This window comes from Nocardioides eburneiflavus, from assembly GCF_004785795.1.
Classification (GTDB): domain Bacteria; phylum Actinomycetota; class Actinomycetes; order Propionibacteriales; family Nocardioidaceae; genus Nocardioides; species Nocardioides eburneiflavus.
In genome coordinates, this window is sequence record NZ_SRRO01000001.1 from 215,742 (window position 1) to 240,802 (window position 25,061).

At 71.5% G+C, this 25,061-nt stretch carries 26 protein-coding genes; 6 read left to right on the top strand and 20 right to left on the bottom strand.

Annotated features, from left to right (window positions below):
- Nucleotides 1-20 precede the first annotated feature (20 nt).
- Nucleotides 21-197: a hypothetical protein gene (locus EXE59_RS23555; protein ID WP_168218353.1), complete on the top strand. Its 177-nt coding sequence runs from the start codon at nucleotides 21-23 to the stop codon at nucleotides 195-197.
- Here EXE59_RS23555 and ccsB read toward each other — a convergent pair.
- The 6 genes from ccsB to hemL are packed head-to-tail and all read right to left on the bottom strand — an operon-like array spanning nucleotide 114 to nucleotide 6,076.
- Nucleotides 114-1,133: a c-type cytochrome biogenesis protein CcsB gene (gene ccsB / locus EXE59_RS01040; protein WP_246056409.1), complete on the bottom strand. Its 1,020-nt coding sequence runs from the start codon at nucleotides 1,131-1,133 to the stop codon at nucleotides 114-116. The two genes, EXE59_RS23555 and ccsB, sit on opposite strands and share 84 nt — an antisense overlap.
- Nucleotides 1,130-2,761, bottom strand: coding sequence for a cytochrome c biogenesis protein ResB (gene resB, locus EXE59_RS01045; protein ID WP_246056411.1), 1,632 nt, complete (start codon nucleotides 2,759-2,761; stop codon nucleotides 1,130-1,132). The genes ccsB and resB overlap by 4 nt, the downstream gene beginning before the upstream one ends.
- Nucleotides 2,758-3,507 carry a cytochrome c biogenesis CcdA family protein gene (locus EXE59_RS01050; RefSeq protein ID WP_135837244.1) on the bottom strand — a complete coding sequence of 250 codons (750 nt, stop codon included), beginning with the start codon at nucleotides 3,505-3,507 and terminating at the stop codon, nucleotides 2,758-2,760. The genes resB and EXE59_RS01050 overlap by 4 nt, the downstream gene beginning before the upstream one ends.
- Nucleotides 3,500-4,066 (bottom strand): TlpA family protein disulfide reductase, encoded by a 567-nt coding sequence (locus EXE59_RS01055; protein ID WP_135837245.1) that lies wholly within the window; start codon nucleotides 4,064-4,066, stop codon nucleotides 3,500-3,502. The genes EXE59_RS01050 and EXE59_RS01055 overlap by 8 nt, the downstream gene beginning before the upstream one ends.
- A 2-nt stretch (nucleotides 4,067-4,068) precedes the next feature.
- Nucleotides 4,069-4,746 (bottom strand): histidine phosphatase family protein, encoded by a 678-nt coding sequence (locus tag EXE59_RS01060; protein ID WP_135837246.1) that lies wholly within the window; start codon nucleotides 4,744-4,746, stop codon nucleotides 4,069-4,071.
- Between the two features lies 1 nt (nucleotide 4,747).
- On the bottom strand, nucleotides 4,748-6,076 hold the full coding sequence (gene hemL / locus EXE59_RS01065) for a glutamate-1-semialdehyde 2,1-aminomutase (protein WP_425464499.1): 1,329 nt from the start codon (nucleotides 6,074-6,076) through the stop codon (nucleotides 4,748-4,750).
- 232 nt (nucleotides 6,077-6,308) lie between these two features.
- Between hemL and EXE59_RS01070 the strand changes: the two genes are divergently transcribed.
- On the top strand, nucleotides 6,309-7,439 hold the full coding sequence (locus tag EXE59_RS01070) for a lytic transglycosylase domain-containing protein (RefSeq protein WP_246056413.1): 1,131 nt from the start codon (nucleotides 6,309-6,311) through the stop codon (nucleotides 7,437-7,439).
- 68 nt (nucleotides 7,440-7,507) lie between these two features.
- Here the strand turns inward: EXE59_RS01070 and hemB are convergent, their stop codons facing one another.
- Genes hemB through EXE59_RS01095 form a run of 5 tightly spaced genes read right to left on the bottom strand, consistent with a single transcriptional unit; the run spans nucleotide 7,508 to nucleotide 13,111 of the window.
- A complete protein-coding gene (hemB, locus tag EXE59_RS01075; protein ID WP_135837248.1) occupies nucleotides 7,508-8,503 on the bottom strand; it encodes a porphobilinogen synthase in 996 nt (331 codons plus the stop codon).
- A 42-nt stretch (nucleotides 8,504-8,545) separates the two neighbouring features.
- On the bottom strand, nucleotides 8,546-10,213 hold the full coding sequence (locus tag EXE59_RS01080; protein WP_135837249.1) for a bifunctional uroporphyrinogen-III C-methyltransferase/uroporphyrinogen-III synthase: 1,668 nt from the start codon (nucleotides 10,211-10,213) through the stop codon (nucleotides 8,546-8,548).
- Nucleotides 10,210-11,154 (bottom strand): hydroxymethylbilane synthase, encoded by a 945-nt coding sequence (gene hemC, locus EXE59_RS01085; protein ID WP_135837250.1) that lies wholly within the window; start codon nucleotides 11,152-11,154, stop codon nucleotides 10,210-10,212. Before hemC ends, EXE59_RS01080 begins: the two co-directional genes overlap by 4 nt.
- Entirely contained in the window at nucleotides 11,151-12,440 is a 1,290-nt protein-coding gene (locus tag EXE59_RS01090; protein WP_135837251.1) for a glutamyl-tRNA reductase, read from the bottom strand. The genes hemC and EXE59_RS01090 overlap by 4 nt, the downstream gene beginning before the upstream one ends.
- The gene (locus tag EXE59_RS01095) at nucleotides 12,437-13,111 is read right to left on the bottom strand and encodes a redox-sensing transcriptional repressor Rex (protein WP_135837252.1); all 675 of its coding nucleotides are present in this window, start codon (nucleotides 13,109-13,111) and stop codon (nucleotides 12,437-12,439) included. The genes EXE59_RS01090 and EXE59_RS01095 overlap by 4 nt, the downstream gene beginning before the upstream one ends.
- Before the next feature lie 434 nt (nucleotides 13,112-13,545).
- Between EXE59_RS01095 and EXE59_RS01100 the strand changes: the two genes are divergently transcribed.
- Complete coding sequence (locus EXE59_RS01100; RefSeq protein ID WP_135837253.1) at nucleotides 13,546-14,988, top strand: HNH endonuclease signature motif containing protein; 1,443 nt, start codon at nucleotides 13,546-13,548, stop codon at nucleotides 14,986-14,988.
- Nucleotides 14,989-15,074: 86 nt separating this feature from the next.
- Here the strand turns inward: EXE59_RS01100 and EXE59_RS01105 are convergent, their stop codons facing one another.
- The 5 genes from EXE59_RS01105 to EXE59_RS01125 form a co-directional block, all read right to left on the bottom strand.
- Nucleotides 15,075-16,421: an IS256 family transposase gene (locus tag EXE59_RS01105; RefSeq protein ID WP_425464498.1), complete on the bottom strand. Its 1,347-nt coding sequence runs from the start codon at nucleotides 16,419-16,421 to the stop codon at nucleotides 15,075-15,077.
- A gap of 94 nt (nucleotides 16,422-16,515) precedes the next feature.
- Nucleotides 16,516-16,920, bottom strand: a complete 405-nt coding sequence (locus tag EXE59_RS01110; protein WP_135837254.1) for an NUDIX domain-containing protein — start codon at nucleotides 16,918-16,920, stop codon at nucleotides 16,516-16,518.
- A 10-nt stretch (nucleotides 16,921-16,930) separates the two neighbouring features.
- On the bottom strand, nucleotides 16,931-17,440 hold the full coding sequence (locus EXE59_RS01115; RefSeq protein WP_135837255.1) for a P-loop nucleotide/nucleoside kinase family protein: 510 nt from the start codon (nucleotides 17,438-17,440) through the stop codon (nucleotides 16,931-16,933).
- Nucleotides 17,441-17,460: 20 nt separating this feature from the next.
- Nucleotides 17,461-17,703 (bottom strand): glutaredoxin family protein, encoded by a 243-nt coding sequence (locus tag EXE59_RS01120; protein ID WP_135837256.1) that lies wholly within the window; start codon nucleotides 17,701-17,703, stop codon nucleotides 17,461-17,463.
- On the bottom strand, nucleotides 17,700-19,250 hold the full coding sequence (locus EXE59_RS01125; protein ID WP_135837257.1) for a class I adenylate-forming enzyme family protein: 1,551 nt from the start codon (nucleotides 19,248-19,250) through the stop codon (nucleotides 17,700-17,702). Before EXE59_RS01125 ends, EXE59_RS01120 begins: the two co-directional genes overlap by 4 nt.
- A gap of 31 nt (nucleotides 19,251-19,281) precedes the next feature.
- On the opposite strand from EXE59_RS01125, the gene EXE59_RS01130 reads away from it, so the two are divergent.
- The 3 genes from EXE59_RS01130 to EXE59_RS23560 all read left to right on the top strand — a co-directional run bounded on the left by EXE59_RS01130 (nucleotide 19,282) and on the right by EXE59_RS23560 (nucleotide 22,344).
- The gene (locus EXE59_RS01130; RefSeq protein ID WP_135837258.1) at nucleotides 19,282-20,169 is read left to right on the top strand and encodes an HAD family hydrolase; all 888 of its coding nucleotides are present in this window, start codon (nucleotides 19,282-19,284) and stop codon (nucleotides 20,167-20,169) included.
- 86 nt (nucleotides 20,170-20,255) lie between these two features.
- Entirely contained in the window at nucleotides 20,256-21,044 is a 789-nt protein-coding gene (locus tag EXE59_RS01135; protein WP_246056415.1) for a sigma-70 family RNA polymerase sigma factor, read from the top strand.
- A 79-nt stretch (nucleotides 21,045-21,123) separates the two neighbouring features.
- A complete protein-coding gene (locus EXE59_RS23560) occupies nucleotides 21,124-22,344 on the top strand; it encodes a DUF5667 domain-containing protein (RefSeq protein WP_168218354.1) in 1,221 nt (406 codons plus the stop codon).
- A 9-nt stretch (nucleotides 22,345-22,353) separates the two neighbouring features.
- Here the strand turns inward: EXE59_RS23560 and EXE59_RS01145 are convergent, their stop codons facing one another.
- The 4 genes from EXE59_RS01145 to EXE59_RS01160 all read right to left on the bottom strand — a co-directional run bounded on the left by EXE59_RS01145 (nucleotide 22,354) and on the right by EXE59_RS01160 (nucleotide 24,913).
- Nucleotides 22,354-23,493: a lysophospholipid acyltransferase family protein gene (locus tag EXE59_RS01145; RefSeq protein WP_135837259.1), complete on the bottom strand. Its 1,140-nt coding sequence runs from the start codon at nucleotides 23,491-23,493 to the stop codon at nucleotides 22,354-22,356.
- The gene (locus EXE59_RS01150; protein ID WP_135837260.1) at nucleotides 23,486-24,472 is read right to left on the bottom strand and encodes an SDR family oxidoreductase; all 987 of its coding nucleotides are present in this window, start codon (nucleotides 24,470-24,472) and stop codon (nucleotides 23,486-23,488) included. Before EXE59_RS01150 ends, EXE59_RS01145 begins: the two co-directional genes overlap by 8 nt.
- 12 nt (nucleotides 24,473-24,484) lie before the next feature.
- Nucleotides 24,485-24,586: a 30S ribosomal protein bS22 gene (locus EXE59_RS01155; protein WP_008356322.1), complete on the bottom strand. Its 102-nt coding sequence runs from the start codon at nucleotides 24,584-24,586 to the stop codon at nucleotides 24,485-24,487.
- Nucleotides 24,587-24,706: 120 nt separating this feature from the next.
- Nucleotides 24,707-24,913 (bottom strand): helix-turn-helix domain-containing protein, encoded by a 207-nt coding sequence (locus EXE59_RS01160; protein WP_129454864.1) that lies wholly within the window; start codon nucleotides 24,911-24,913, stop codon nucleotides 24,707-24,709.
- Nucleotides 24,914-25,061 lie beyond the last annotated feature (148 nt).

The window sequence follows — 25,061 nt, forward strand, 5'->3', positions numbered from 1 at the left end:
GTGGCGACTACATTGGAGGAATGCTGAAGGTCCTGCTCGTCGTCGCGGCCATCGCCGTCGTCGTGTGGTTCCTGGTCAGGCTGATGCTGCGCCGGCTCGACGGAGGTACGTCGTCACGTCCGCGCGTGATCGGACCCGATGACGACCCCGACTTCCTCCGCGGCCTCGACCGGCCCCGCGAGCCCGACGACGACTGACGTCTCGGGTGCGGCTCCCTCCGCGTAGGAGTGCTGGCTGGAGGAGCTGAAGAAGTTGATGCCGATGAAGTTGAACCACAGCGTCGCCGCACCGACCAGCGCCAGCATCGCGGCGTTGCGCCCACGCCAGCCCGCGGTCGCGCGGGCGTGGAGGTAGGCGGCGTAGACCACCCAGGTGATGAAGGCCCACACCTCCTTGGGGTCCCAGTTCCAGTAGGCGCCCCACGCCTGGTGCGCCCAGATCGGGCCGGTGATCAGGACGGCGAAGGTCCACACCGGGAAGCCGAAGGCGTGCATCCGGTAGGACAGCCGGTCGAGCACCTTGAGGTCGGGGACGCGGGCGAGGTAGCCGGTGGTGGAGGTCGAGCGGGCCTTGGCCAGGTAGAGCCCGGACAGCAGGGCGCCGACGGTGAAGGCACCGGTGGAGATCACCGCGGCGACGACGTGGATGACCAGCCACGGGGAGTTGAGCGCGTCGGGCAGGGGAAGCACCGTGTCGTCGAGCCCGAGGAACGCCGCCATCAGGGCAGCCACGACGAAGGTCGTCGCCAGCGGACCTAGCCACTCGATGTCGATGCGGAGCGTGGAGAGCACGAAGATCAGCGCGACCACGAAGGTGCCGGAGATCGTGAACTCGTACATGTTGCCCCACGGCACCCGGTTGGGGTCGGCGGCGAGACCGCGGGCCACGAGCGCGGCGAGGTGGACGACGACGGCGAAGACCGTCAGGACCAGCCCGAGGCGGGCCGCCACCGCCGTACGAGGGGGGGCGACGAGGACCGCCCGCGCGCCGACCGCGGCCTCCTGCTCCTCCTCCTCGGGAGCCGAGCGCAGGCCGGCCAGCTCGAAGAAGTAGGCCAGCATCGCGAGGAAGTAGAGCACCGCGGCGCCGATGACGCCCCGGTAGCTGAACACCTCGAACCACTCGTCGGTCACGACTCGTCCTCCTTGGTTGTCCTGCCCTGCAGTGCCGCCACGACGTCGCCCATCTCGGCGGCGCCGTCCTCCGGGTCGCCGGCGGACGAGCGGTCCAGCCGTGCCACCTCCACGAGCGTCGTGCCGTCGTCCTGGCGCCGCGCGCGCACCCACATGCGTCGGGGGCGGATGAACAGCGAGCCCAGCAGGCCGAGCAGCGCGAGCACCACGCCGGCCAGTGCCACCATCTTGCCCGGGCTCCGACTGACCTGGATCTTGTTCCACCGCTGGAGGCCGTCGAACGAGACCGTGCCGAGATCGTCGGGCAGGGTCACCGTGTCGCCGGGCCTGAGGTCCATCCGGAACGGCTGGCCGTCGTCCTTCACGACCTGGGTGGCCTTCGCCTTGTCGAGCACGTAGACCGACGCCGGGGTGCCGTCGTCGAGGCCGAGGTCGCCGGTGTAGACGAACAGCGAGACCAGCGGGTCGAACGCGTCGCCGAAGACCGACGCCGGCATCGTCAGGTTGCCGTCGGCGTCGCGGCCCATCGCGAACGTCGGGTAGAAGGTGCCCTCCAAGCCGATCTGCGCCGGGCTGGCGTCGGGGGCCTTGATCACTCCGAACGACTCGAACGTCTGGGCGTTGGTCGGCAGGAAGACCGACGGCCCGCTGTAGGCGACCTCGCCGCCTCCGTCGCGGATCGTGATGACGGGGGCGTAGCCGTGCCCGATGAGGAAGACGTCGGTGCCGCCGATGCTCAGCGGGTGGTTGACCCGGAGGTCGTAGGACTTCGTCTCGCCCCCCGGCTCGGTCTCGTAGGCGAGCTCGGCGACGAACTCGCGCGCCATCCCGGCCCGCTCGCCCTCGGTCAGCCACTCGACCTCGAAGTCGGTGATGCTGAAGGAGAACGGCTCCATCACGTCGGGGTCGAAGAGCGCGCCCGGCGCGAAGTCGTCGTACTGGGTGAGGTTGTTGGAGAAGCCGTAGTCCTCGCCGTTGAGCATGATGACGCCGCCCTTGTAGCCGAACAGGCTGCCCACGGCGACGCCGACGAGCACGACGATGACCGCGAGGTGGAAGACCAGGTTGCCGGCCTCGCGCAGGTGGCCGCGCTCGGCGGCCACCGAGTCCTCGCCGGCGTCGACCCGGAACCGCTTGCGGCGCAGCGCCTTGGCGGCGCGGTCCAGGACGATCTCGGGGTCCTCGTCGGTCGGGTACGACGTGCTCTCGGGCAGCCGGGACAGGTGGCGCGGCGCCCTCGGCGGGCGGGCGCGCACGGCACGGGCGTACACGAACAGGCGCGGGACGATGCAGCCGACCAGCGAGATCATCAGCAGGATGTAGATGGCGGAGAACCACACCGACCCGTAGACGTCGAACAGGTCCAGCCGCTCCCAGATCGGCGCGAGCCGCGGGTGGTTGTCGCGCCACTGCGAGACCGCGAGCGAGTCGATGTTCTCCTGCGGGATCACCGACCCGGGGATCGAGGCGAGCGCCAGGAGCAGCAGCAGGACCAGTGCCGTACGCATCGACGTCAGCTGCCGCCACGACCACCGCGCGAGCTCACGCGCGTCGAGGTCCGGGGGCAGTGCGGTGGCCTGGCGGTCGTCGGACGGCCGGTGGCGCAGGTCGGGCTGGAGGTCGGTCACACCGGCACCGCGAATCCCTGGACGACCTGGAGCTGCAGCCACTGCACGAGTCGGTCCCACCAGCCGCTGACGAGGAGGAGGCCGACCACGATCATCATCACCCCGCCGAGGCGTACGACGAGCTGCTGGTGCCGACGGATCACGGCGAAGGCGCCGAGCATGCGGCGGTAGGCGAGTGCGGCCGCGATGAAGGGCAGGCCGAGCCCGAGGGCGAACACGCCGGAGAGCAGGGCGCCGCGACCGGCCGTCGCCTCGTTGACGGACAGCACGTTGATCGCGGCCAGGGTCGGCCCGACGCAGGGCGTCCAGCCGACGCCGAACAGGAAGCCGATCAGGGGCGCCGCGGCGAGCCCGACGGCGGGCACCCGGTGGATGCGCCAGTCGCGCTGCAGGAAGCCGAAGCCGCCGAGGAACGCGATGCCGAGCAGGATCGTGATGACGCCGAGCACCACGTTGAGCTGGCGGGTGTGGGTGAACAGCCACGCCCCGGCCGCCCCGGTGAGGCTGCCGAGCAGCACGAAGACCAAGGAGAAGCCGATCACGAACAGGGTCGCGCCGAGCACCAGCCGGCTGCGTCGCGCCTGGTCGAGGTCGCCGCCCGAGATGCCGGTGGCGTAGGACAGGTAGCCCGGCAGCAGCGGGATCACGCAGGGGCTGAAGAACGAGACCAGACCAGCGGCGAGGGCCACGGGCAGGGCCAGCACCATCGACCCCGACAGGGCCGTCTCCCGGAACCAGTCACTCATCGAGGACCGCCTCGACCAGGGAAAGGAGGGTCTGCGTGGTGGGGATGCGGCCGTTGACGGAGGCGGCGATCCGGCCCTCGGCGTCGAGGACGACCGTGCTCGGGATCGACCGCGGGGTCAGCGTGCCGGCGAAGGGCAGCAGCGCCGCGCCGTCGGCGGAGTAGACGGACGCGTAGGGCACGTCGAGGTTGCGGACGTAGGCGGCGGCGTTGTCGCGCGAGGCGTCACGGATGTTGAGCCCGACGAACTCCACCCGGTCGCCGAGTTCGGCGGCGGCCTCGTTGAGGTCGGGCTGCTCGACCCGGCACGGTGGGCACCACGAGGCCCAGACGTTGACCACGACGGGCTTGCCGCGCAGGGCGGCCAGGTCGACCTCCTCGCCGTCGAGGTCGGTGCCGGTCAGCGCGATCGGCTCGCCGCGGTCGACGGCCTTGACCTCGGTCGGCGCGCCCGCGCCGGAGATGTAGCCCTTGTCGCCCGTCCCGGACAGCCCGGAGCAGCCCGCGAGCACGAGCAGGCAGGCGAGCGCCACGAGGGGCGCAGCGAGGCGGCGCAGCATCGTCAGGGCCGGTCCTCCCGCGGCGCGCCCCCGGCCGAGAACGGGGCGGACCGGTCGCCGACCGGGATCAGGTCGCCGGCCGGCTCGGAGTAGCGCACCTGCACGACGCGGTCGTCGTCGAAGACCACGCTGGTCAGCGAGCACAAGGTGCACTGCCGGGTCTTGGGGTGGTGGAGGTAGCTGCGCTTCTCGAGGAACAGCCGCGTCGTCCAGATCGGCAGCTGGTGGGACACCACGACCGCCTCGTGACCGGCCGCCGCGTCGCGCGCGTCGTGCACGGCCGCGACCATCCGGCCGGCGATCTCGTCGTACGGCTCCCCCCACGACGGGCGGAACGGGTTGTACATGTGGCGCAGCAGGTCGGGACGCTTGAGGAACGTCCTGGCGCCCGCGCCGAAGTTGACGCCCTGGAACTTGTTGCCGGACTCGATGACACGCGGGTCGACCTCGGGGGTGATCCCGAGCGTGGCCGCGAGCGGGGCAAGGGTCTCCTGGGCACGCTCGAGGGGCGAGGTGCGCAGGTGCACGATGTCGCGGTCGCCGATCGAGTCGGCGATGCGCCGGGCCATCTGCTGGCCGAGGTCGGAGAGGTGGAACCCGTCCATCCGGCCGTAGAGGATGCCGTCGGGGTTGTGGACCTCACCGTGCCGGAGCAGGTGGACGATGGTCTCGACACCCATGTCAGTGGCCTCCCGCCATCGCGGCCGCGAGGGCGGCGTCCGGTAGTGCGTCGACGATCGTCGAGATAGCCCGGTCGTCGTGGGCCGCGGAGACGAACCACGCCTCGTAGGCGGACGGCGGCAGGTAGACGCCCTGGTCGAGCATCGAGTGGAAGAAGGCGGCGTACGCTGCCGTGTCCTGCCGGCTCGCCTCGGCGAAGTCGCGGACGGCGGCGTCGCGGAAGAACACCGAGAACATGGTGCCGGCCGCCTGCACGACGTGCGGCACGCCGGCGGCCAGCAGGTGCTCGGCGACCGCGTCGCGGACGGTGTGCGCGGTGGCGTCGAGGTGGGCGTAGACCTCGGGGGTCGCGAGCCGGAGGGTGGCGAGCCCCGCGGTGGTGGCCACGGGGTTACCGGACAGCGTGCCGGCCTGGTAGACCGACCCCTCCGGCGCGAGGTGCGCCATCAGGTCGGCCCGGCCACCGAAGGCCGCAGCGGGGAAGCCGCCACCCATCACCTTGCCGAAGGTCATCAGGTCGGGCGTCCAGCCCTCGATGGCGCCGTCGAGGCCCCAGCCGCCCTGCTCGGTGGCCCGGAAGCCGGTCATCACCTCGTCGCTGATGAACAACGCGCCGTGGGCACGGCAGGTCTCGGCGAGGAAGGCGTTGAAGCCGGGAGCCGGCGGGACGACGCCCATGTTGCCGGGGAAGGCCTCGGTGATCAGGCAGGCGATGCGCGGACCGTGGGCCTCGAAGGCGGCGAGCACGGCCTCGCGGTCGTTGTAGGGCAGCACGAGGGTCTCGGTGGCAGCGGTCGCGGGCACGCCGCTGGTGCCGGGGACCGCGTGCGTGGCGACGCCCGAGCCGGCCTCGGCCAGCAGCGCGTCGACGTGGCCGTGGTAGCAGCCGGCGAACTTCACGATGACGTCGCGGCCGGTGGCTCCGCGTGCGAGGCGGATCGCCGACATGGTCGCCTCGGTGCCCGAGGAGACGAAGCGGACCCGCTCGACGGGGGTGCGCCGCACGATCTCCTCGGCGAGCTCGACCTCGGGCTCGGTCGGAGTGCCGTACGACGTGCCGCGCGCGACCGCACCGGCGACGGCCGCCTGGACGTCGGGGTGCGCGTGGCCGAGGAGCATCGGTCCCCACGAGCAGATCAGGTCGACGTAGTCGTTGCCGTCGGCGTCGGTGAGCCAGGCACCCGAGGCCGAGGTGATGAAGCGCGGGGTGCCGCCGACGGCGTTGAAGGCCCGGACGGGAGAGTTCACTCCTCCCGGCGTCACGGCCCGGGCTCGCTCGAACCAGGCCTCGCTGGCCGCGGTCGTGGAAGGGGTCGTCACGGAGGTCACCGGGTCATTGTCACGCAGGGGCGCAAAGGGATCCCAGTCGAGGGCCGCAGAGAGTCCCCGGCTGTGGGTTGGCGCACAGGTGACCGGCGCGTAACTTGGAGTGACAGTTCTTCGTTAGCGAGGTGTGGATGTGCCCGGAGGGGGCATCATGACACCAGTTCGACCAAGGGGAGAGCGCGACATGTCGAGTGCAGGCCGGCTTCACCGAGCGACCGCCATCATTCCGCTGGCGGTGCTGTCCGCTGCGTGGACGGCCAGCCTCACCGGTGGCATCGGCTCGGCCAGCGCCGACCCCGACGGCCCCCGTACGCTCCCCGACGGCACCGTCCTCCCCGCCTCCGCGATCGAGGCCCCTGCGAGCGTCGGCGACGATGCCGTCACCCGCGCCGCGGCCCTGACGCCCGGCTCGGCCAGCGACATCCCCCAGGCCGCACTGTCGGCCTACCAGCGCGCCGAGGCCGTCATCAACGGTGCCGACAAGGGCTGCAACCTGCCGTGGGAGCTCATCGCCGCGATCGGCCGCGTCGAGTCCGACCACGGCCGCTTCGGCGGCAACGTGCTCGACGAGCAGGGCGTCGCGCAGCCCGGGATCTACGGCATCGCCCTCAACGGCAAGAACAACACGCAGGACATCGCCGACACCGACGCCGGCCAGTACGACAACGACACGCGTCACGACCGCGCGGTCGGTCCGATGCAGTTCATCCCCTCGACCTGGGCGGTCGTGGGCGTCGACGGCGACAGCGACGGCACCCGCAACCCGCAGGACATCGACGACTCCGCCCTCGCGACCGCGGTCTACCTGTGCTCCGGCGACGACGACCTGTCCTCCGAGCAGGGCCAGCGCGCCTCGGTCTACCGCTACAACCACTCCAACGCCTACGTCGACCTGGTGCTGGAGATCATGCAGGCCTACATGGACGGCGACTTCAGCGCCGTGCCGACCTCCACGCTCACGAGCGGCGTGATCGTGCCCGAGACGACCGGCTCGTCCGGCACCGGCGGCAAGGGAGGCAACGGCGGCAAGGGGGGCAAGGGCGACAAGGACGACGACTCGCCGACCAAGGACCCGACGCCCACCCAGACGCCGACCTCGACGCCCACCCAGACGCCGACCTCGACGCCGACCCAGACTCCGACGCAGACGCCCACCAAGGACCCGACGACCAACCCGACGACCTCGGTCCCGACCAGCGTGCCGACGCTCAGCCCGACGCTGCCGCCCCTGCCGACGGCGACGGTCAGCAACACGCTGACCTACGCAGAGGCAATCGCGCAGTGCACCGCCCAAGGCATCATCGACCTGCCCCTGACCGGGACCAACGAGCTCGAGGACTGCGCGAACGACCTGCTGAACCCCTGACCTCCGGCCGGGCCGCGCAGCGTCATACGAACCGTACCTATCGGTGCGTGTGATGTACGCGTGGAAGTTCAGCGGCGGAGCAGGCGCGCGGCCTCGGAGGCCCAGTAGGTGAGGATCACGTCCGCGCCGGCGCGGTGGATCGAGGTGAGGGTCTCCAGGATCGCGGCCTCGCGGTCGATCCACCCGTTCGCGGCCGCGGCCTCGACCATGGAGTACTCGCCGGAGATGTTGTAGGCGGCGACCGGCACGTCGACCGCGTCGCGCACCCGGCGGATGACGTCGAGGTAGGCCAGGGCGGGCTTGACCATCACGATGTCGGCCCCCTCCGCCACGTCGAGCAGGACCTCGCGCACGCCCTCGACGGCGTTGGCCGGGTCCTGCTGGTAGGTGCGGCGGTCGCCCTGGAGCGAGGAGTCGACGGCCTCGCGGAACGGGCCGAAGAACGCCGAGGCGTACTTCGCGGAGTAGGCCAGGATCGAGACGTGGCTGTGCCCGGCCGCGTCGAGCGCCTCCCGGACGACGCGGACCTGTCCGTCCATCATGCCGCTGGGGCCGACCATGTCGACGCCGGCCGCGGCCTGGGCGAGCGCCATCTGGCCGTACGCCACCAAGGTCCGGTCGTTGTCGACCTCGCCGTCGGGGGTGAGCAGGCCGCAGTGGCCGTGGTCGGTGAACTCGTCGAGGCACAGGTCCGACATGACCGTCAGCTGGTCGCCCACCTCGGCGACCACGTCGGTGATGGCGAGGTTGAGCACGCCCCCGGGATCGATGCCGCCGGAACCGGTGGCGTCCTTGTGCTCGGGGATGCCGAAGAGCATCACTCCGCCGAGGCCGAGCTCGGCCGCCTCGGAGGCGGCCTGCTTCAGCGAGTCGCGGGAGTGCTGGACGACCCCCGGCATCGACGAGATCGGCCGCGGCTCGTCGAGTCCCTCACGGATGAAGACCGGCAGCACGAGCGAGCTCGGCACCACGTGGTGCTCGGCGACCATCCGGCGCAGGGCCGGGGTGCGCCGCAGCCGCCGGGGACGGACGGTCGGGACCTGGACAGGGGTTTCATCGGTCACGGGTGCATCCTTCCCCAGTGGCGGTGACGGCGGCGGTGACGGCTACTTGGCGCGGGCCTTGCGACGACCCGACGCGGTGCGCTCGCTGGGCCGGGTGACCGGCTCGCCGGCCTCCAGCATCGCGAGGCGGCGGGCCGCACCGAAGTCAGCGAGCGCGTCCACCAGGACCTCCACGTCGGGCGTGGGCGCGAGGACGTCGACGCGCAGGCCGTGCTCCTCGGCGGTCTTGGCGGTCTGCGGACCGATCACCGCGATGATCGTCGACGGGTGCGGCTTGCCGGCGATGCCGACGAGGTTGCGCACCGTGGAGGACGAGGTGAAGACGACCGCGTCGAACTTGCCCGTCTTGATCGCGTCGCGCACCGGCGCCGGCGGGGGCGTGGCGCGTACGGTCCGGTAGGCCGTGACGTCGTCGCACTCCCAGCCGAGGTCGATCAGGCCTGCGACGAGGTTCTCGGTGGCGATGTCGGCGCGGGGCAGGAAGACCCGGTTGATCGGGTCGAGCACGTCGTCGTACGGCGGCCAGTCCTCCAGCAGCCCGGCAGCGGACTGCTCGCCCGACGGCACCAGGTCGGCGCGCAGGCCCCAGTCGGCGATCGCCTGGGCGGTCTTGTCGCCGACGGCGGCGATCTTGAGGCCCGAGAAGGCACGCGCGTCGAGGCCGTACTCCTCGAACTTCTCGCGGACGGCCTTGACAGCGTTGACCGAGGTGAAGGCGATCCACTCGTAGCGGCCCTCCACGAGGCCGCGGACGGCCTTGTCCATCTGGAGCGGGTTGCGCGGCGGCTCGACCGAGATGGTCGGCACCTCCTCGGGCACCGCTCCGTACTCGCGCAGGCGACGCGACAGCGAGCCGGCCTGCTCCTTGGTGCGGGGCACCAGCGCGCGCCAGCCGAAGAGCGGCTTGGTCTCGAACCACGACAGCGTCTCGCGCAGGTCGACGACGTCGCCCACCACGATGATCGCCGGCGGGGCGACCCGCGCCGCCCGGACGTCGGCCGCGACCGAGGCGAGGGTCGAGGTGAGGGTCTGCTGCTCGGTCGTGGTACCGACGCGGGTGACGGCGACGGGCGTCTCGGGCGAGCGGCCCGCCTCGACGAGCGCGGCGGCGGTCTCGCCGATGCTGCCGACCCCGGAGAGCAGGACGAGGGTGCGGTCGTCGGCGTACGCGCTCCAGTCGACCTTCTCGCCGCAGGTGACCACGGCCATCTCGCGGTGCCGCTTGGTGGTCAGCGGGATGCCGGCGTAGGCCGGGACGGCGCTCACCGACGAGACGCCCGGGACGACCTCGAAGCCGACGCCGGCCTTCACGCAGGCCTGCGCTTCCTCGGGACCCGAGGCGTAGAGGAACGGGTCGCCGACCATGAGGCGCACCACACGCTGCTTCTTGCCGTGGCGCACCACGACCTTGGCGCGGGCCGCGTGGGTCAGCGGCTGGCCGTCCTCGCCGAAGCCGCCGTCGACGATCTCAGGGCCGCCAACGAGGCCGTCGGGGCCCTCGACGAGACCGAGGACCGTACGGACCAGGTCGACGTGGCCGGGAGCCTCGGTGACGATCACCTCGGCGGCCTGGAGGAGCTCCACGGCGCGCACGGTCAGCAGGCCCGGGTCACCGGGTCCGCTGCCGACGAACGACACCCAACCCTGGGCCGGGCTGGTCGCGCCCTTGTCCGTCGTGGCAGTGGCCTTGGGGGTCTGTACTCGCGTCATGCGTGCTGCTTCCTCACTGGTGGTGCCGTCATCAGGTCTGCTGCTCCCTCGTCGAGCATGTCGCCCGCGAGACGTGTTCCGAGTCGTACGGCCTCGGTGACCGGGCCGGTCGCGCTCATCCGCACGGAGAGTCCGCCGTCCTCGGAGAGGGCCACGGCACGCAGCCACAGCTCCTCGCCGTCCTCCCCCTCGACCACCTCGGCCAGTGCGCCCAGCGGGGCCGAGCAGCCGGCCTCGAGGGTGGACAGGACCGCGCGCTCGGCCGTGACCGCGGCGCGGGTGGCGGGGTCGTCGAGCTGCGCCAGCGACGCGACGAGGTCGGTGTCGGCGGTGCGGCACTCGATCGCCAGCGCGCCCTGGCCGGGGGCCGGGAGCATCTGGAGCGGGTCGAGGACCTCGGTCACCTCGTCGAGGCGACCGAGGCGGGCCAGGCCGGCGCGGGCCAGGACGACCGCGTCGACCTCGCCCTCGCGGACCTTGCGGATGCGGGTGTCGACGTTGCCGCGGATGCCCTGGAGCTCGAGGCCGAGGCCGAGGGCCGCGAGCTGGCTCACCCGTCGCGGCGAGCCGGTGCCGAGGCGGCTGCCGACCGGCAGCTCGCCCAGGGTGAGGCCGTCGCGGGCGACGACGACGTCGCGCGGGTCCTCGCGCAGGGGGATCGCGGCGAGCGCGATGCCGTCGGCGGGCGTGGTCGGCAGGTCCTTGAGCGAGTGGACCGCCAGGTCGACGCGGCCGTCGAGGAGCGCGTCGCGCAGGGCGCTGACGAAGACGCCGGTGCCGCCCATCGAGGCGAGCGGGGCGCGGTTGACGTCGCCCTCGGTCGAGACCTCGACGAGCTCGACCTCGAGGCCGAGACGCTCGCGGACGAGGTCGGCCACGTGGCCGGACTGCGTCGTCGCGAGGGCCGAGGCGCGGGTGCCGAGGCGGAGCGGAGTGGTCATGACGATCCCCCCTCGGCTCGGGAGATGGCGTCGACCGCGTCGGGGTCGAGACGGAAGAGCTCGGCCAGCGCTGCGGTGTAGGACACAGCGGGCTCCGCGTCGGCGAGCTCCTTGACCCGGACCGTGGGCTCGTGGAGCAGCTTGTCGGCGACGCGGCGCACGGTGTGGAGCACCTCGGCGCGGGTGGCGTCGTCGAGGTCGGGCAGGCGCGAGGCGAGGCGGTCCATCTCGGCGTCGACCACCGAGGTGGCCATCGACCGCAGCGCCACGACCGTGGGCGTCACGCTCGCCTGGCGGCGTACGGCGAGGAACGCGGAGATCTCCTGCCCGACGATGGTGCGGACGTCGTCGACACCGGCGGTGGCCTCGAGGCCGCGCAGCTCCGCGGCGAGCCCGGCGAGGTTGACCAGCTGTACGCCCGGGAGGTCGGCCAGCGAGGGGTCCACGTCGTGGGGCAGGGCGAGGTCGATGACGGTGAGCGGGCGGTCGCTGCCGCCGCGGGCGGTCACGACGTCAGCGAGGCGTACGAGCGGATCGGGCGCACCGGTGCACGAGATGACGATGTCGGCGGTGGCGAGCTCGTCGACGAGCGCGTGGGGCGGCACGGACGTGGCTGCGTACTCGTCGGCGAGCCGCTCGGCGCGGGCCGCCGTCCGGTTGAGCACCGAGATGCTGGCGGCGCCGCTGCGCGAGAGGTGGGCGACGGCCAGCGAGGCCATCGCACCGGCGCCGATGACGAGCGTGCGAGCACCCGCGACGGGCACCGAGCTGCGCTCGAGCGCGGCGGTCACCAGGGAGGGCGCAGCGCGGTCGATGTCGGTCTCGGCGTGGGCACGCTTGCCGACCCGGAGTGCCTGCTGGAAGAGGGCGTTGAGAGCCGGGCCGACGGTGCCGTGCTCCTGGCCGACGCGCAACGCCTCGCGGGTCTGGCCGAGGATCTGGCCCTCGCCGACGACCATCGAGTCGAGGCCCGCGGCGACCTGGAAGAGGTGGGAGACGGCGCCCTCGTCGTAGTGGACGTAGAGGTGCGGCAGCAGCGCCTCGGTGGACTGCCGGGCCTGCGCGACCAGGAGCCCGGAGAGGTCCTCGACGCTGCCGTGGAAGCGGTCGACCTCGGCGTAGACCTCGAGCCGGTTGCAGGTGACGATCGCGGTCGCCTCGGAGACGTGCTCGCCGCTCATCACGTCGGCGATCAGCTTCGCGGTGCCGTCGGCGTCGAGCGCGAGGCGCTCGAGCAGCTCGACCGGCGCGGACTTGTGGGAGATGCCCACGACGAGAACGCTCACGACACGACCTCCGATCCGGGAACGACGGACTTGCGCTGCTCGTGGTAGGCGAGGATCTGGAGCTCGATCGAGAGGTCCACCTTGCGCACGTCGACGCCGTCGGGCACCGACAGGACCGTCGGTGCGAAGTTGAGGATGCTGGTGATGCCGGCCGCGACCATCCGGTCGGCGACGGACTGCGCGGCGACGGCCGGTGTCGCGATGACGCCGATCGACACGGCGTTGTCGGCCACGATCGCCTCGAGGTCCTCGAAGGAGCGCACGTCGAGCCCGGCGACGACCTCCTCGTGGCGGTCCGGGTCGGCGTCGAGCAGCGCGACGACGCGGAACCCGCGGCTGCGGAACCCGGAGTAGTTGGCGAGCGCGTGGCCGAGGTTGCCGATGCCGACGATGACCACGGGCCAGTCCTGGGTCACGCCGATCTCGCGCGCGATCTGGTAGCGGAGGTACTCCACGTCGTAGCCGACGCCACGGGTGCCGTAGCTGCCGAGGTAGGAGAGGTCCTTGCGGAGCTTGGCGCTGTTGACGCCGGCCGACGCCGCGAGCTCCTCGCTCGAGCAGGTCGTCGTGCCGTCGTCGGCGAGGCTGGTCAGGGCACGCAGGTACACGGGAAGCCTGGCGACGGTTGCCTCGGGGATGTCCCGGGCTGAGTCGGGGGTCCGTGCGGTCACAGCTGCTTCTTTCCAGTCCCGCGAATCTCGCGTGACTTCGCCACTGTAGGAGTTTGTGAACGGGAGAACAAAACGAGAACGACGGGCGCTAGCACATGTGAGAAGACCCACCCCACGCGGGGGTCCCACAACTTGCGCGGAGGGTGCCGCAGGGCATATCGGGGTCCGTACGCCCGGCCCGTCTCCGGTGGTCGAGTTGGGAGCGGAGCGAGCGGTCCTCGTCGGTGTTGAGGGCGCTCCCGATCGCTGGCTGAGGTGCAGCTCGGCGAGCTCGGAAACCACCCCAACCCTCGCTGGTCGAGGAGCCCGGCCACCGCTGGTCGAGCAACCCGGGCCACCGCTGGTCGAGGAGGGACGAAGTCCCGTCACGAGACCCTGCTGGCCTTCGGTCCGCGCGAGGGCCGTTGTCGGACCCCACGACTACAATCAAACGCATGATCGAGACACTGGCAGCCGAGGCACGAGAGGTCACAGACGACCTCTCACCCGCCGACCTGCTCGCCACGATCAAGGCCTCCCGCGACCTCGAGAACACCGAGGCCGCCCGCCAGCTCGCTCTCGCCGCCCGCTGGGCGGACCTGCACCCGCCCGAGTCGATCCACACAGCAGCGTCGTTCACGGTCCCGGGGTCCCAGCACGAGGAGCCCATCGCCGGCGACGGTGCTCCGCCGGTGGCGGTGTTCTGTTGCGCCGAGCTCGGCACCACCCTCGGCATCACCACGACCGCGGCGAAGAAGCTCGTCGGCCACGCCCTCGAGCTCCGTCACCGCCTCCCGCGGCTCTGGGCACAGGTCCACGCCGGTGCGGTGCCGGCGTGGCGGGCCCGGGCGATCGCGGACACCACCATCCACTCCACCCCTCCCCTCACGGTCGAGGCGGCCGGGTTCGTCGACGCACAGGTCGCCGCCGTCGCCGGACGCATCGGCACCGCGCAGCTCGACCGCCTCGTCGCCGAGACCATCAAGCGCTACGACCTCGCGACCGCCGACCCCACGCAGGACCCGGAGGACGGCTACCTCGCGGTCGACCCCCGTCACGTCACCGTCGACACCGACGACGTGCACTACGCCGGCACCCTGCGGATCGAGGCCGAGGTCGACCTCGCCGACGCCCTCGACCTCGACCGCGCCCTCGCCCACCACGCCGCCACCCAGCAGGCCCTCGGATCCCTGCTGCCGCTCGACGCCCGACGAGCCAAGGCCCTCGGGGACCTCGCCCGGACGCAGACCGCGCTGGACCTCCTGACCGGGGGGCCGGGACAGGACCGCGTGAGCTCTGGTGCCGACGAGCCGGGCCTGCCGGCCGCCCGTGCGGTCGTGATCCACGCCCACTTCGACGCCTCCTTCTCCGGCGACACCACCGTGTTCGGGCCCACCGGCCGCATGGAGAACGGCCAACGCCTGGTCCTGCTCGAGCAGATCCAGTCCTGGTGCGCCGACACCCGCACCGAGATCACCATCAAGCCCGTCATCGACCTCAACACCCAGCTCACCGCGCAGGCCTACAAGATCCCCGCCGACATCCGCGAACAGGTCCAGCTCCGGGATCGCACCTGCGTGTTCCCGCGATGCACGCGACCCGCACGGCGCTGCGACGTCGACCACATCATCGCCTACGACCACGACGCCGACGCCGAGGGCCGACCCCAACCCGGCCCGACGACCACGAGCAACCTCGCCTGCCTGTGCCGGTTCCACCACCGCCTCAAGACACACTCCCCCTGGCGCTACGAGATGACCGCCCCAGGAGTGTTCGAGTGGACCTCACCCCACGGCCACCGCTACCGCCGCGACCACACCGGCACCACCGACCTCGACCCACCGGATCCGCCGGACCTGGCTGTCCCACCCGGCCTCCCGCGACCACGTCGACGATGACCCCGCCTCACACCCCGCCAGGACGATGACCGGCGGGGCCACAGGCAGGGTCTGTCCGACTAACGGTGTAAGCAGCGGTTCCATTGTTAGAGGTTCTCCGGGGCCGGCATCCGATCGGCGAAGGTGATGGCGAAGGCGTTGAGTGCTGGCTTCCACCTCATCGTCCATCGTGTCTGACCGGTGCCCTTGGGGTCCAGCGACCTGGTGACCATGTAGAGGCACTTCATCGCTGCCTGCTCGGTCGGGAAGTGGCCCCGCACCGTGACCGCGCGACGGTAGCGGGCGTTCAACGACTCGATCGCGTTGGTCGAGCACAGCACCTTGCGGATCTCGGCGTCGTAGTCGAGGAACGGGGTGAACTGCTCCCACGCCGATCGCCACAGGCCACTGATCGCGGGGTAGGGCTTGCCCCACTTCTCGTCGAACTCCTCGAACGCCCGCCAGGCCGCCTCCCGGGTCGGGGCACCGTAGATCGGCTTCAGATCGGTGGCGATCTGTCCCCAGTACTTCTTCGAGGCGTAGCGGAAGGTGTTGCGGATCAGGTGGATCACGCACGTCTGCACAACGGCTTGGCCGTACACCGCTCCGACGGAGTCGGGCAGGCCCTTGAGGCCGTCGCAGATGACGAAGAAGATGTCCTCCACGCCGCGGTTCTTCAGCTCGGTCAGGACCTGAAGCCAGAACTTCGCTGACTCCCCGCCACCGGTGCCGGCCCAGATGCCGAGGATGTCCTTGTGGCCGGCGAGGTCGACACCGATCGCGGCGTAGATCGGACGGTTCCCGACCTGGCCGTCGCGGATCTTGACGTAGATCGCGTCGATGAACACCGCGGCATAGACCTTCTCCAGGGGCCGCGAGGTCCACTCGGCCATCTCGGCCACGACCTTGTCGGTGATCCTCGAGATTGTGTCCTTCGACAGCGAGGCCCCGTAGATCTCGGCGAAGTGAGCGCTGATCTCACCGGTCGTGAGGCCCTTGGCTGCCAGCGACAACACGATCGTGTCGACATCACCGAGGCGTCGTTGGCGCTTGGCCACGATCACCGGGCTGAAGGTGCCATCGCGATCACGCGGGACGGTGATCTTGATCGGTCCGACGTTGTCGGTCAGCACCGTCTTGGTCCGAACCCCGTTGCGGGAGTTCCCGCTGTTGCGGCCGGCGGCCTCGTGCTTGCCATAGCCCAGGTGCTCAGACATCTCCTCGTCCAGCGCCGTCTCGATCACGGTCTTGGTCAGGGCCTTCAACATGCCATCCGGGCCGGTCAACGCGACCCCACGAGACCGCGCCGTGCGGACCAGCTCGCGGGCGATCTCGAGCTCCTCAGCAGATGGCTGAGCAGACCCCTCGAAGCCAGGGTCACCTTCCTGCGCAACGTCCGGCGGTGACACCGCCACATCCTCGGGTGGGCTCACAGAACTCAGTGTTTCGGTCATCGTGACTCCATCTCGCCAACCAGCTGGTCAGCGTGTCGAGCCACTTACACCGTTGTTCGGACAGTCCCCACAGGCACGTCCTGAGTGGCCAGCGCTAATCGGATGCGACGTGGACGGCGCGCAGAATGCCCGGCAGGCTGTCTGGGTGGGCCAACGTCAGGTCGGCGAGCTCGCTCGGCCGGAACCAACGAAGGTCATCGTGCTCGTCCGGTGCTGCATTGACGGGATCGCCCTGCCATCGCGTGACGACGAAGGCGTGCATGTCGAGAGCGGGATCGCAGACGTCCAGCGAGATGGGGCGGGGGTCGTGGATCTGGACCGCGAGCTCTTCACGGCACTCCCGTGTGATGGCTTGACGCGGCGACTCGCTCGGCTCGACATGCCCTCCGACGAGGTCCCAGCAGTCGGGATACCAGCGACGCGATGGGTGCCGGTGCGCCAGCAGCACCAGACCGTCGCGCACGAGCGCAGCGACCGACAGCCGAGTCCGCACGTCCACTACCGGGACCCTATCGGCGCGAAGTCAGCGCCGACCGCACCGCCGCCGCGACCCCTGCCACGTCGACGACCGCGGACGTGTCGACCTCGATGAGCGGTCCGAGCCCCAGTGGAGCCACCTCCGATCCCCAGAGCTCGGACTCCTCACGCAGCCCGTCGAGGTGACGGGGGTCCCTCACCCGGCGCACATAGCGCTCGCGCGCGACCTCGACGGGCACCAGGCAGCGCACCTCGACGACCGGCCCGGGCAGTGACCTCGCGAGCGGCTCCGCGTACGCGTACCAGGTGCTGTCGACGACGGCGGCCGGGCAGCTCCTCGCGACAGCGAGCAGCGCGTGCACCGCGGCACGACCCGGCCGGCGGGACTCCTCGACGTCGGTCGGCGCACCCAGGACGGCCATGAGCGCCTCCTTGACCACGTCCTTGGAGAGGTGCGGGACGCCCAGCTCCGACGCCAGCGCGGTCGACAGCGTGGTCTTGCCCGAGCCCGGCCACCCGCCGACGAGCACGAACCCCCGCATGCCTCGCCCCTTGCCGCTCGTCAACGGGCGAGCGCGGCCCGCAGCCGTGCTGCGTCGACGCGCCAGAAGTCGTGCTGGCGGCCGTCGACCAGGGTCACCGGGATCTCGTCGCGGTAGCGGTCCTCGAGGTCGTCGTCGGTGGTGATGTCGACCTCCTCGTACGCCTCCCCGAGCTCGTCGCACACGGCCGCGATCACGGCCCGGGCGTCGTCGCAGAGGTGGCAGCCCGGCCGGGAGTAGAGGGTGACGCGTGCGGTGGTCACTCCAGCAGCCCCTGGACCCGTCGGCGCTCGAGCCCGCGAAGCCGGCCCTTCTGCACCTTGCCGGTGGCGGTGAGCGGCAGCTCGTCGACGACCTCGATCCGCGACGGCAGCTTGAACCGCGCGAGCCGCACGATCGCGTGGGCCCGGACCGCCTCCTCGAGGTGGGTCATCGGGCGGGACGGGACGACGTACGCCACCACGGCCTCCCCCGTCTCCTCGTCGGGGACGCCGATCACCGCGGCGTCGGCCACGCCCTCGACCTCGCGGATCACGTCCTCGACCTCGGTCGGGTAGACGTTGAACCCGCTGACGATCACCAGCTCCTTGACCCGGTCGACGAGGAAGAGGTCGCCCTCGGCGTCGAGGAATCCGACGTCACCAGTGGCGTACCAGCCGTCGGCGCCCGGGCCGTCGGCCCCGTCGGGCCAGTAGCCGCTGAACAGGTTGTCGCCGCGGACCTGGATCTGGCCGGGGTCCTCGCCCTCGACCTGCCCCCACGTCTCGTCGACCAGGCGCAGCTCGATCCCGGGCAGGGCAGCTCCGACCGAGCCCGCCTGTGGCTTCTTGCTGCACAGCGTGCTCGTCACGACCGGGGCCGCCTCGGTGAGGCCGTAGCCCTGGTGCACGGGGATGCCGGTGATGGCGGTGAACTTCTCGATCACCTCGGCCTCGAGCGGAGCCGAGCCCGAGAGCACCAGCCGGACCGGGCCGAGGCGCTCGCGCAGGTGCTCGTCGGGCAGCCAGTGGGCGAAGACGGGTGGGGCGATCGGCACCACGCTGCACGCCTCGTCGTCGATCAGGTCGAGGACCGCCTGCGGGTCGTAGTGCTCCACGAGCAGCAGCCGCGCGCGGTGGCGCAGCACGCCGCCCAGGACGGCGTTGAGGCCGTAGACGTGGAACAGCGGCAGCACGCCCAGCACGACGTCGTCGCCGTGCATCATCGGTGGCTCGACCGCGGCCACCTGCTCGAGGTTGGCCAGCAGCGCCCGGTGGCTGAGCATCGCCGCGCGCGGCAGCCCGGAGGTGCCGCTGGTGTAGAGCAGGGCGGCGAGCTTCTCGGGGTCCGGCAGCGGGGGCACGGGGCGTACGACGTCGGCTCGCAGGTCGGCAAGGGCGACCTCGCCCTCAGCGGGCGACGTGCCGGTGACGACGACCGTCGGCGCGGCGACGCCCGGTCCCAGCTCGGCGAGCGCGCGGCGTACGACGTCGAGCGCCGTCTCGTCGACGACCACGAGGCGGGTGCCGGAGTCGGCGATCATCCGCGCGAGCTCGCCGGCCGTCGACCTGGGGTTGACCGGCACCGCGACGACCTGGGCACGGAGGACTGCGAGGTAGGTCGTGACGAACTCGATCCGGTTGCCGACGACGATCATCAACCGCTGCCCGGCGCGTACGCCGTGGGCACCCAGACCGGTCGCGAGGCGGGCGACCTCGTCCTCGAGCTGCGTCCACGTGAGCGAGCGTCCGCCGCTCTCGACGAGGGCCTGCCGGTCGGGGACGTCCGCGGCGGCCTCGGCCACCAACGCAGAGATGTCGTTGCGCGGCATGGGCCGATCCTTCCACAGCTAGGCTTGACGGGTGACTCCGTCCGAGCGACCGCGCCGCCTCAACCTGCAGCAGCGCTCGGCCCTCGCGGGCGAGGCCGCGGCGGCGTCGGCGGAGGTCGAGAACGCGCTCCTGACGCCCGTGGACCCCACCGCTGCGGCGTTCTTCGACGTCGACAACACGGTCATGCAGGGGGCGAGCATCTTCCACCTCGCCCGCGGCCTGCACCGCCGCCAGTTCTTCACCACGCGCGAGATCGCCTCGGCCGCCTGGAAGCAGGCCTACTTCCGCATCGTCGGCGTCGAGGACCCCGAGCACGTGGCCGACGCCCGCAACTCGGCGCTGTCCTTCATCGCCGGGCACACCACCGCCGAGCTCGAGGAGCTCGGCGAGGAGATCTTCGACGAGGCGATGGCGCACCGGATCTGGCCCGGCACCCGCGCCCTGGCCCAGCTGCACCTCGACGAGGGCCAGCGGGTGTGGCTCGTCACCGCCGCCCCGATCGAGATCGCCAGCATCATCGCGCGCCGCCTCGGGCTCACCGGCGCGATGGGCACCGTCGCCGAGCACGTCGACGGTGTCTACACCGGCCAGCTCGTCGGAGACCTCCTCCACGGTCCGGCCAAGGCCGAGGCGATCAAGGCACTGGCCGCCCGCGAGGGGCTCGACCTGTCCCGGTGCTCGGCCTACTCCGACTCCAGCAACGACCTCCCGATGCTGTCGATGGTCGGCGACCCCTGCGCGATCAACCCCGACGCCCGGCTCCGCGCCCATGCCCGCGCCCACGGCTGGCGGATCCACGACTACCGCACCGGTCGCAAGGCCGCCCGCGCCGGGCTGGTGGGCGCGGCCGTCGCAGGTGCGGTCACGGGGGCCGTCGCCGCGGGGGTCAGCGTCCGCGGGCGCGGCCGGTCCGCCTGAGGTGTAACTCGAAGTTACTCACGGGTTCACAAGACCCGGCCTCGCCCCTTATCGTGGATGATGCTGCAACCGGGAGGGGACACCGCATGCGGTCATCAGACGACCTTCAGCATGCCTTCGACGAGGGCATGGACGCGCTCCGGCGCGCGGTCCTCGCTGTCCTCTCCCCGCCCCTCGTCACCCAGCCCGCCGGCCACGTCCTGCTCGCCGAGACCGCCACGCCCGGCGCGGCGCCGCTGCCGTCCCCCCGGCACGGACCGTCCGGCTCGAGCCCGGTCGGCGACGAGGACCGGGCGACCTCGTCGGAGGTGGACGGGGCCGAGCGCGAGCGGCTGATCGCGCTGGTCGAGCTGGCCCGAGCCGGCGACAAGGAGGCGTTCGGCCTCCTCTACGACCACTACCACCTGTCGGTCTACCGCTTCCTCTACTACCGCACCCGCTCGCAGACGCTGGCCGAGGACCTCACCTCGGAGACGTTCTTCCGCGCGCTGCGGAGCATGAACAACTTCCGCTGGCAGGGCAAGGACTTCGGCGCCTGGCTGATGACCATCGCGCGCAACCTCACCACGGACCACTTCAAGGCGGGGCGCACCCGCCTGGAGATGACCACCGAGGACATGACGCCGCACGACGACGCCACCGAGGGCCCCGAGGACGCGGTGATCGCGGGGCTCACCAACGAGGTGCTGCTCAAGGCGCTCACCGAGCTGCCGACCGAGCAGCGCGAGTGCCTGATCATGCGCTTCCTGCAGGGCCTGTCGATCGCGGAGACCGCGCTGGCCCTCGACCGCTCCGACGGCGCCGTCAAGCAGCTGCAGCTGCGCGGCGTACGCAACCTGGCCAAGCTGATGCCGGAGGGGTTGAGAGACACGTGACACACCCCGTAACTCCAGCCTCGCCTGACTCGTTCGTCCGTGTGGGAGGAACCACCCGCAGCGAGACAGGACGACAGCGATGACACCCGCCTTCTCGGCACGCCGACGTGCCGACGAGTTCGAGGCACTTCTCTCCCGAGGCCCGGACACCCCGCTCACCGAGCGTGACGCGGAGCGGTTCGCAGCACTTCTCGACGTCGTCGCGGACCTGCGGTCCGTCCCCCGGCCGGCCCCGCGCCCCGAGTTCGTGTCATCCCTGCGCGAGAGCCTGATGGCCGAGGCCGACACCGTGCTGGTCCGCCAGCCCGCCGCGCCGCGCCGGCTGGCGATGCCCACCGGCTCCCGGACGCGCCAGCGCCGCATCGGCGCCCTGCTCGGCGGTGCCGCGCTCGTGGGCTCCGCGGCGACCATGGCGGTCGCCGCCCAGACCGCACTGCCGGGCGAGTCACTGTACGGCGTGAAGCGAGGCATCGAGTCCGCGCAGGTGCGCCTCGCGACCGACGACGCCGCGCGCGGCCGCGTGATGCTGGCGCAGGCCGGCACCCGCCTGACCGAGCTCGAGGAGCTCGCCGCAGGCGACGCCGGGGACCAGCTCGTGGCCGGCACGCTCGACACCTTCACCCGCCAGTCCAGTGACGGCGTACGCACCCTGCTGACCTCCTACGAGGCCACCGGGAGCGACCGCGACGCCCAGGACGCCCGCGACTTCACCGCCTCCAGCATGGACCGCCTCGAGGCGCTCGAGGACCAGCTCCCCGAGAGCGCGCGCGACGAGCTGGTCGCCGCCGGCCGTACGCTCACCGACCTCGACCTCGAGATCAGCAACGCCTGCCCGGCGTGCACCGGCGGCATCACCACGACGCCGGACTTCCTGCTGGCCAGCACGCCGACGGATCTCCTCGCGGGACTCGACGCGGACGCCGTGACGCTCGAGGCGGCCCCGATCTCGGGGCAGGACCTCACCGGCATCACCGTGCCGGAGGAGCTCGACCCACAGCAGCCCGTGCCGACGGCGGGCCTGCCGTCGACCCCCGCGTCGACGCCGACGCTCCCCGTCCCGACGTCGACCCAGCCCACCAAGACCGACCCGACCAAGCCGATCGACGAGGCCACCGGGACCGTCACCGAGACCACCGGCGAGGTCGTCGACGAGCTCGACGACGCGACCGGCGGCGCGCTCGGCGGACTGACGACCGGCATCGACGACGCGACCGGCGGCCTCATCGGCGAGGTGACCGGGACGCTCGGCGACGCCACCGGCGGCACCCTGGACGACGCGACGGGCAACCTGCTGCCCTGACCCCAGGCGCTAGCTGAAGACCCCGTCGCGCTCGCGCAGGAGGTCGAACAGCGTGTGCTGGATGGTCTCGCGCACCTGGTCTGTCACGTTGAAGACCAGCATCGGGTCCTCCGCCTCCGCCGCGTCGTAGGAGTCGGTGCGGATCGGCTCGCCGAACTCGAGGATCCACTTCGACGGCAGCGGCACCATGCCCAGCGGACCGAGCCACGGGAAGAACGGCGTGATCGGGATGTAGGGCACGCCCAGCAACCGCGCGAGCGACGGCACGTTGCCGACGAGGGGATAGATCTCCTCGGCGCCCACGACGGAGAGCGGGATGATCGGTACGCCGGTCCGCAGCGCGGCGGAGACGAACCCGCCCCGGCCGAACCGCTGGAGCTTGTAGCGCTCGCTGAACGGCTTGCCGATGCCCTTGAAGCCCTCGGGCCACACGCCGACCAGCTCGCCGCCGGACAGCATCCGCTCCGCATCCTCGATGCAGGCGAGCGTCGCGCCGCCCTTGCGTGCCAGCGCGCTCACCACGGGGAGCCGGAAGACCAGGTCCGCGCCGAGCGGGCGAAGGAAGCGATCGGCGTGGTCGTGCACGGTCAGCATCGTCATCAGCCCGTCGAGCGGCACCGTGCCGGAGTGGTTGGACACCACCAGCGCCCCACCCTCGGCGGGGATGTTCTCCAGGCCGCGGACCTCCAGGCGGAACCACTTCTCCGCGATCGGGCGCAGCGCGGCCATGAAGAAACGCTCGGTGAGCTCGCGGTCGAAGCCGTAGTCGTCGACCTCGTAGTCGCCCTCCAGCCGCCGGCGTGCGAACGCCATGAGCTCGGCGAGGCGACGCTCCCAGTCGTCACCGAACACCTCGTGCGCAGCGCCCTGGAGCGCCGACAGCCAGTCGCCCACGGGGATCCCGGCCGTGGGCCCGGTCTCCTCGGCGACCTTCTGCCGGGTCGGTCCTGCCGCCGGCTCCGGGCGGGGCGGCGAGGCCTTCGCGGTGGACGCGTCGGGGGGCTTCTTCGCCGCCTTGCGGGCGGACGGCGCCAGGTTGCGGGCGGCCGAGGAGGGCCGAGCGCTGCCGGACCCACGACCGGGCCGGCCTCCGGTGCCGATCGGGATGACGACGGCGTCATCCGCGCCGTTGCGGGCTTCCTCAGGCACGACCGGCCCCTTCCTGGGGGGAGGCACCGGCGGGCGACAGCTCGCGGCAGAAGTCGGCGAACGCCTCAGCGGTGGTGAACCTCGGCTCGAAGCCGAGCTCGCTGCGCATCCGGGTGGTGTCCACACCCCGACCGTAGGTCAGGAACCCCAGCTGCTCGGGCGAGAAGTCCGAGATGCGGGCCTGCCGCATGGTCGCGCCGAGGCGGCCGACGGCGAAGCTCGGCAGCGCGACGGACGGGCGGCCGAGGCGGCGCACGGCCTGGCTCAGCGTCATCAGCCCGTCTCCGGCGACGTTGAACGTGCCGGGGATGCCGGTGATCGCGGCGTGACGCAGGACCCGGAGGAGGTCGTCCTCGTGGAGGAACTGCAGCCGTGGGTCGAAGCCCAGGACGCGGGGCACCACCGGCAGGCGGAAGTAGTTGGTGAGCGGGCTCGACACGTGGGGGCCGACGACGTTGGCCGCGCGGATCGTCGTGACGTCGACGTCGGGGCGCCGGCGCGCGAAGCCGCGCACGTAGCCCTCGATCTCGGCGACGTCCTTGGCGTAGCCCGAGGACGGCAGCCGCTTGGGGCCCATGTCCTCGGTGAACATCGCGGGGTCGCGTGGGCTCGAGCCGTAGACGGTGGTGGTCGACTTCACCACCAGGCGCTCGACGGTCGTCGACTTCTGGCACGCAGCGAGCAGCTGCATGGAGCCGATGACGTTGAGCTCCTTCATCGTCCCGCGGCCACCGGCCGAGCCGGGCGTGGCGATCACGCTCATGTGGACGACGGTGTCGACGTCCTCCTTGGCGAGGACCTTGGCGATGACGGGGTTGCGGATGTCAGCTCGGACGAACGAGACGTCCCCGATGTCGCCCCGTGGCGGGACGACGTCGACCCCGATGACTCGATCGATGGACGGGTCGCCGGCCGCGGCGCGCGCGAAGCGTCGCCCTATGTCCCGGGAGATCCCGGTGACCAGCACGACCCGCCCCATGGTCGAGGGGTGTTACTTGCCGAGCTTGCGGCGCTGGACGCGCGTCTTCTTGAGAAGCTTGCGGTGCTTCTTCTTGGCCATGCGCTTGCGCCGCTTCTTGATGACAGAACCCACGTGGATCAGACCTTTCCTTGCGACCGGCGTCCGCCGGTCGGACCCGCACACCCTACTTGGCAGGGAGGTGGACCGCGGAATCGAGTCGGAGCAGTGGGACCTGATCCGGAGAGGCGGGTGTCAGCCCGCGTTGTAGAAGCTCTTGCGGAGGTACTCGTTGACGTCGTCCTCGGTGACCCGGAACGAGCGGCCGACGCGGACCGCGGGCAGCTCGCCGCCGTGGACGAGCCGGTAGACCGTCATCTTCGAGACGCGCATCTTGGCCGCGACCTCGGCAATGGTCAGGAACTGCGCCTCGGACATGTCGCCAGGGGTGTTCTCAGCCATGGTGTGCACCGATCCTTCTTCGCGGCGACGGCGCCGGCTTCCGCGCCGGCGTCACAGGCGTGCCGCTCTTGGTGAGAATAGGGCTCGCGTGACGCATGGGGAAGAGGAATGCCAGAGAAACTTGTGTGACTGGCGGCGTGTCGGGTTG

Excerpts from the sequence above, each read along its gene's own strand:
- EXE59_RS01115 (WP_135837255.1), bottom strand. The coding sequence starts at position 17,440 with ATGCGGGGGTTCGTGCTCGTCGGCGGGTGGCCGGGCTCGGGCAAGACC.
- EXE59_RS01050 (WP_135837244.1), bottom strand. The coding sequence starts at position 3,507 with ATGAGTGACTGGTTCCGGGAGACGGCCCTGTCGGGGTCGATGGTGCTG.
- EXE59_RS01135 (WP_246056415.1), top strand. The coding sequence starts at position 20,256 with ATGCGGTCATCAGACGACCTTCAGCATGCCTTCGACGAGGGCATGGAC.
- EXE59_RS23560 (WP_168218354.1), top strand. The coding sequence starts at position 21,124 with ATGACACCCGCCTTCTCGGCACGCCGACGTGCCGACGAGTTCGAGGCA.
- EXE59_RS01125 (WP_135837257.1), bottom strand. The coding sequence starts at position 19,250 with ATGCCGCGCAACGACATCTCTGCGTTGGTGGCCGAGGCCGCCGCGGAC.
- EXE59_RS23555 (WP_168218353.1), top strand. The coding sequence starts at position 21 with ATGCTGAAGGTCCTGCTCGTCGTCGCGGCCATCGCCGTCGTCGTGTGG.
- EXE59_RS01150 (WP_135837260.1), bottom strand. The coding sequence starts at position 24,472 with ATGGGGCGGGTCGTGCTGGTCACCGGGATCTCCCGGGACATAGGGCGA.
- EXE59_RS01080 (WP_135837249.1), bottom strand. The coding sequence starts at position 10,213 with ATGACGCGAGTACAGACCCCCAAGGCCACTGCCACGACGGACAAGGGC.
- EXE59_RS01105 (WP_425464498.1), bottom strand. The coding sequence starts at position 16,421 with ATGACCGAAACACTGAGTTCTGTGAGCCCACCCGAGGATGTGGCGGTG.
- EXE59_RS01160 (WP_129454864.1), bottom strand. The coding sequence starts at position 24,913 with ATGGCTGAGAACACCCCTGGCGACATGTCCGAGGCGCAGTTCCTGACC.
- EXE59_RS01060 (WP_135837246.1), bottom strand. The coding sequence starts at position 4,746 with ATGGGTGTCGAGACCATCGTCCACCTGCTCCGGCACGGTGAGGTCCAC.
- hemC (WP_135837250.1), bottom strand. The coding sequence starts at position 11,154 with ATGACCACTCCGCTCCGCCTCGGCACCCGCGCCTCGGCCCTCGCGACG.
- EXE59_RS01100 (WP_135837253.1), top strand. The coding sequence starts at position 13,546 with ATGATCGAGACACTGGCAGCCGAGGCACGAGAGGTCACAGACGACCTC.
- EXE59_RS01055 (WP_135837245.1), bottom strand. The coding sequence starts at position 4,066 with ATGCTGCGCCGCCTCGCTGCGCCCCTCGTGGCGCTCGCCTGCCTGCTC.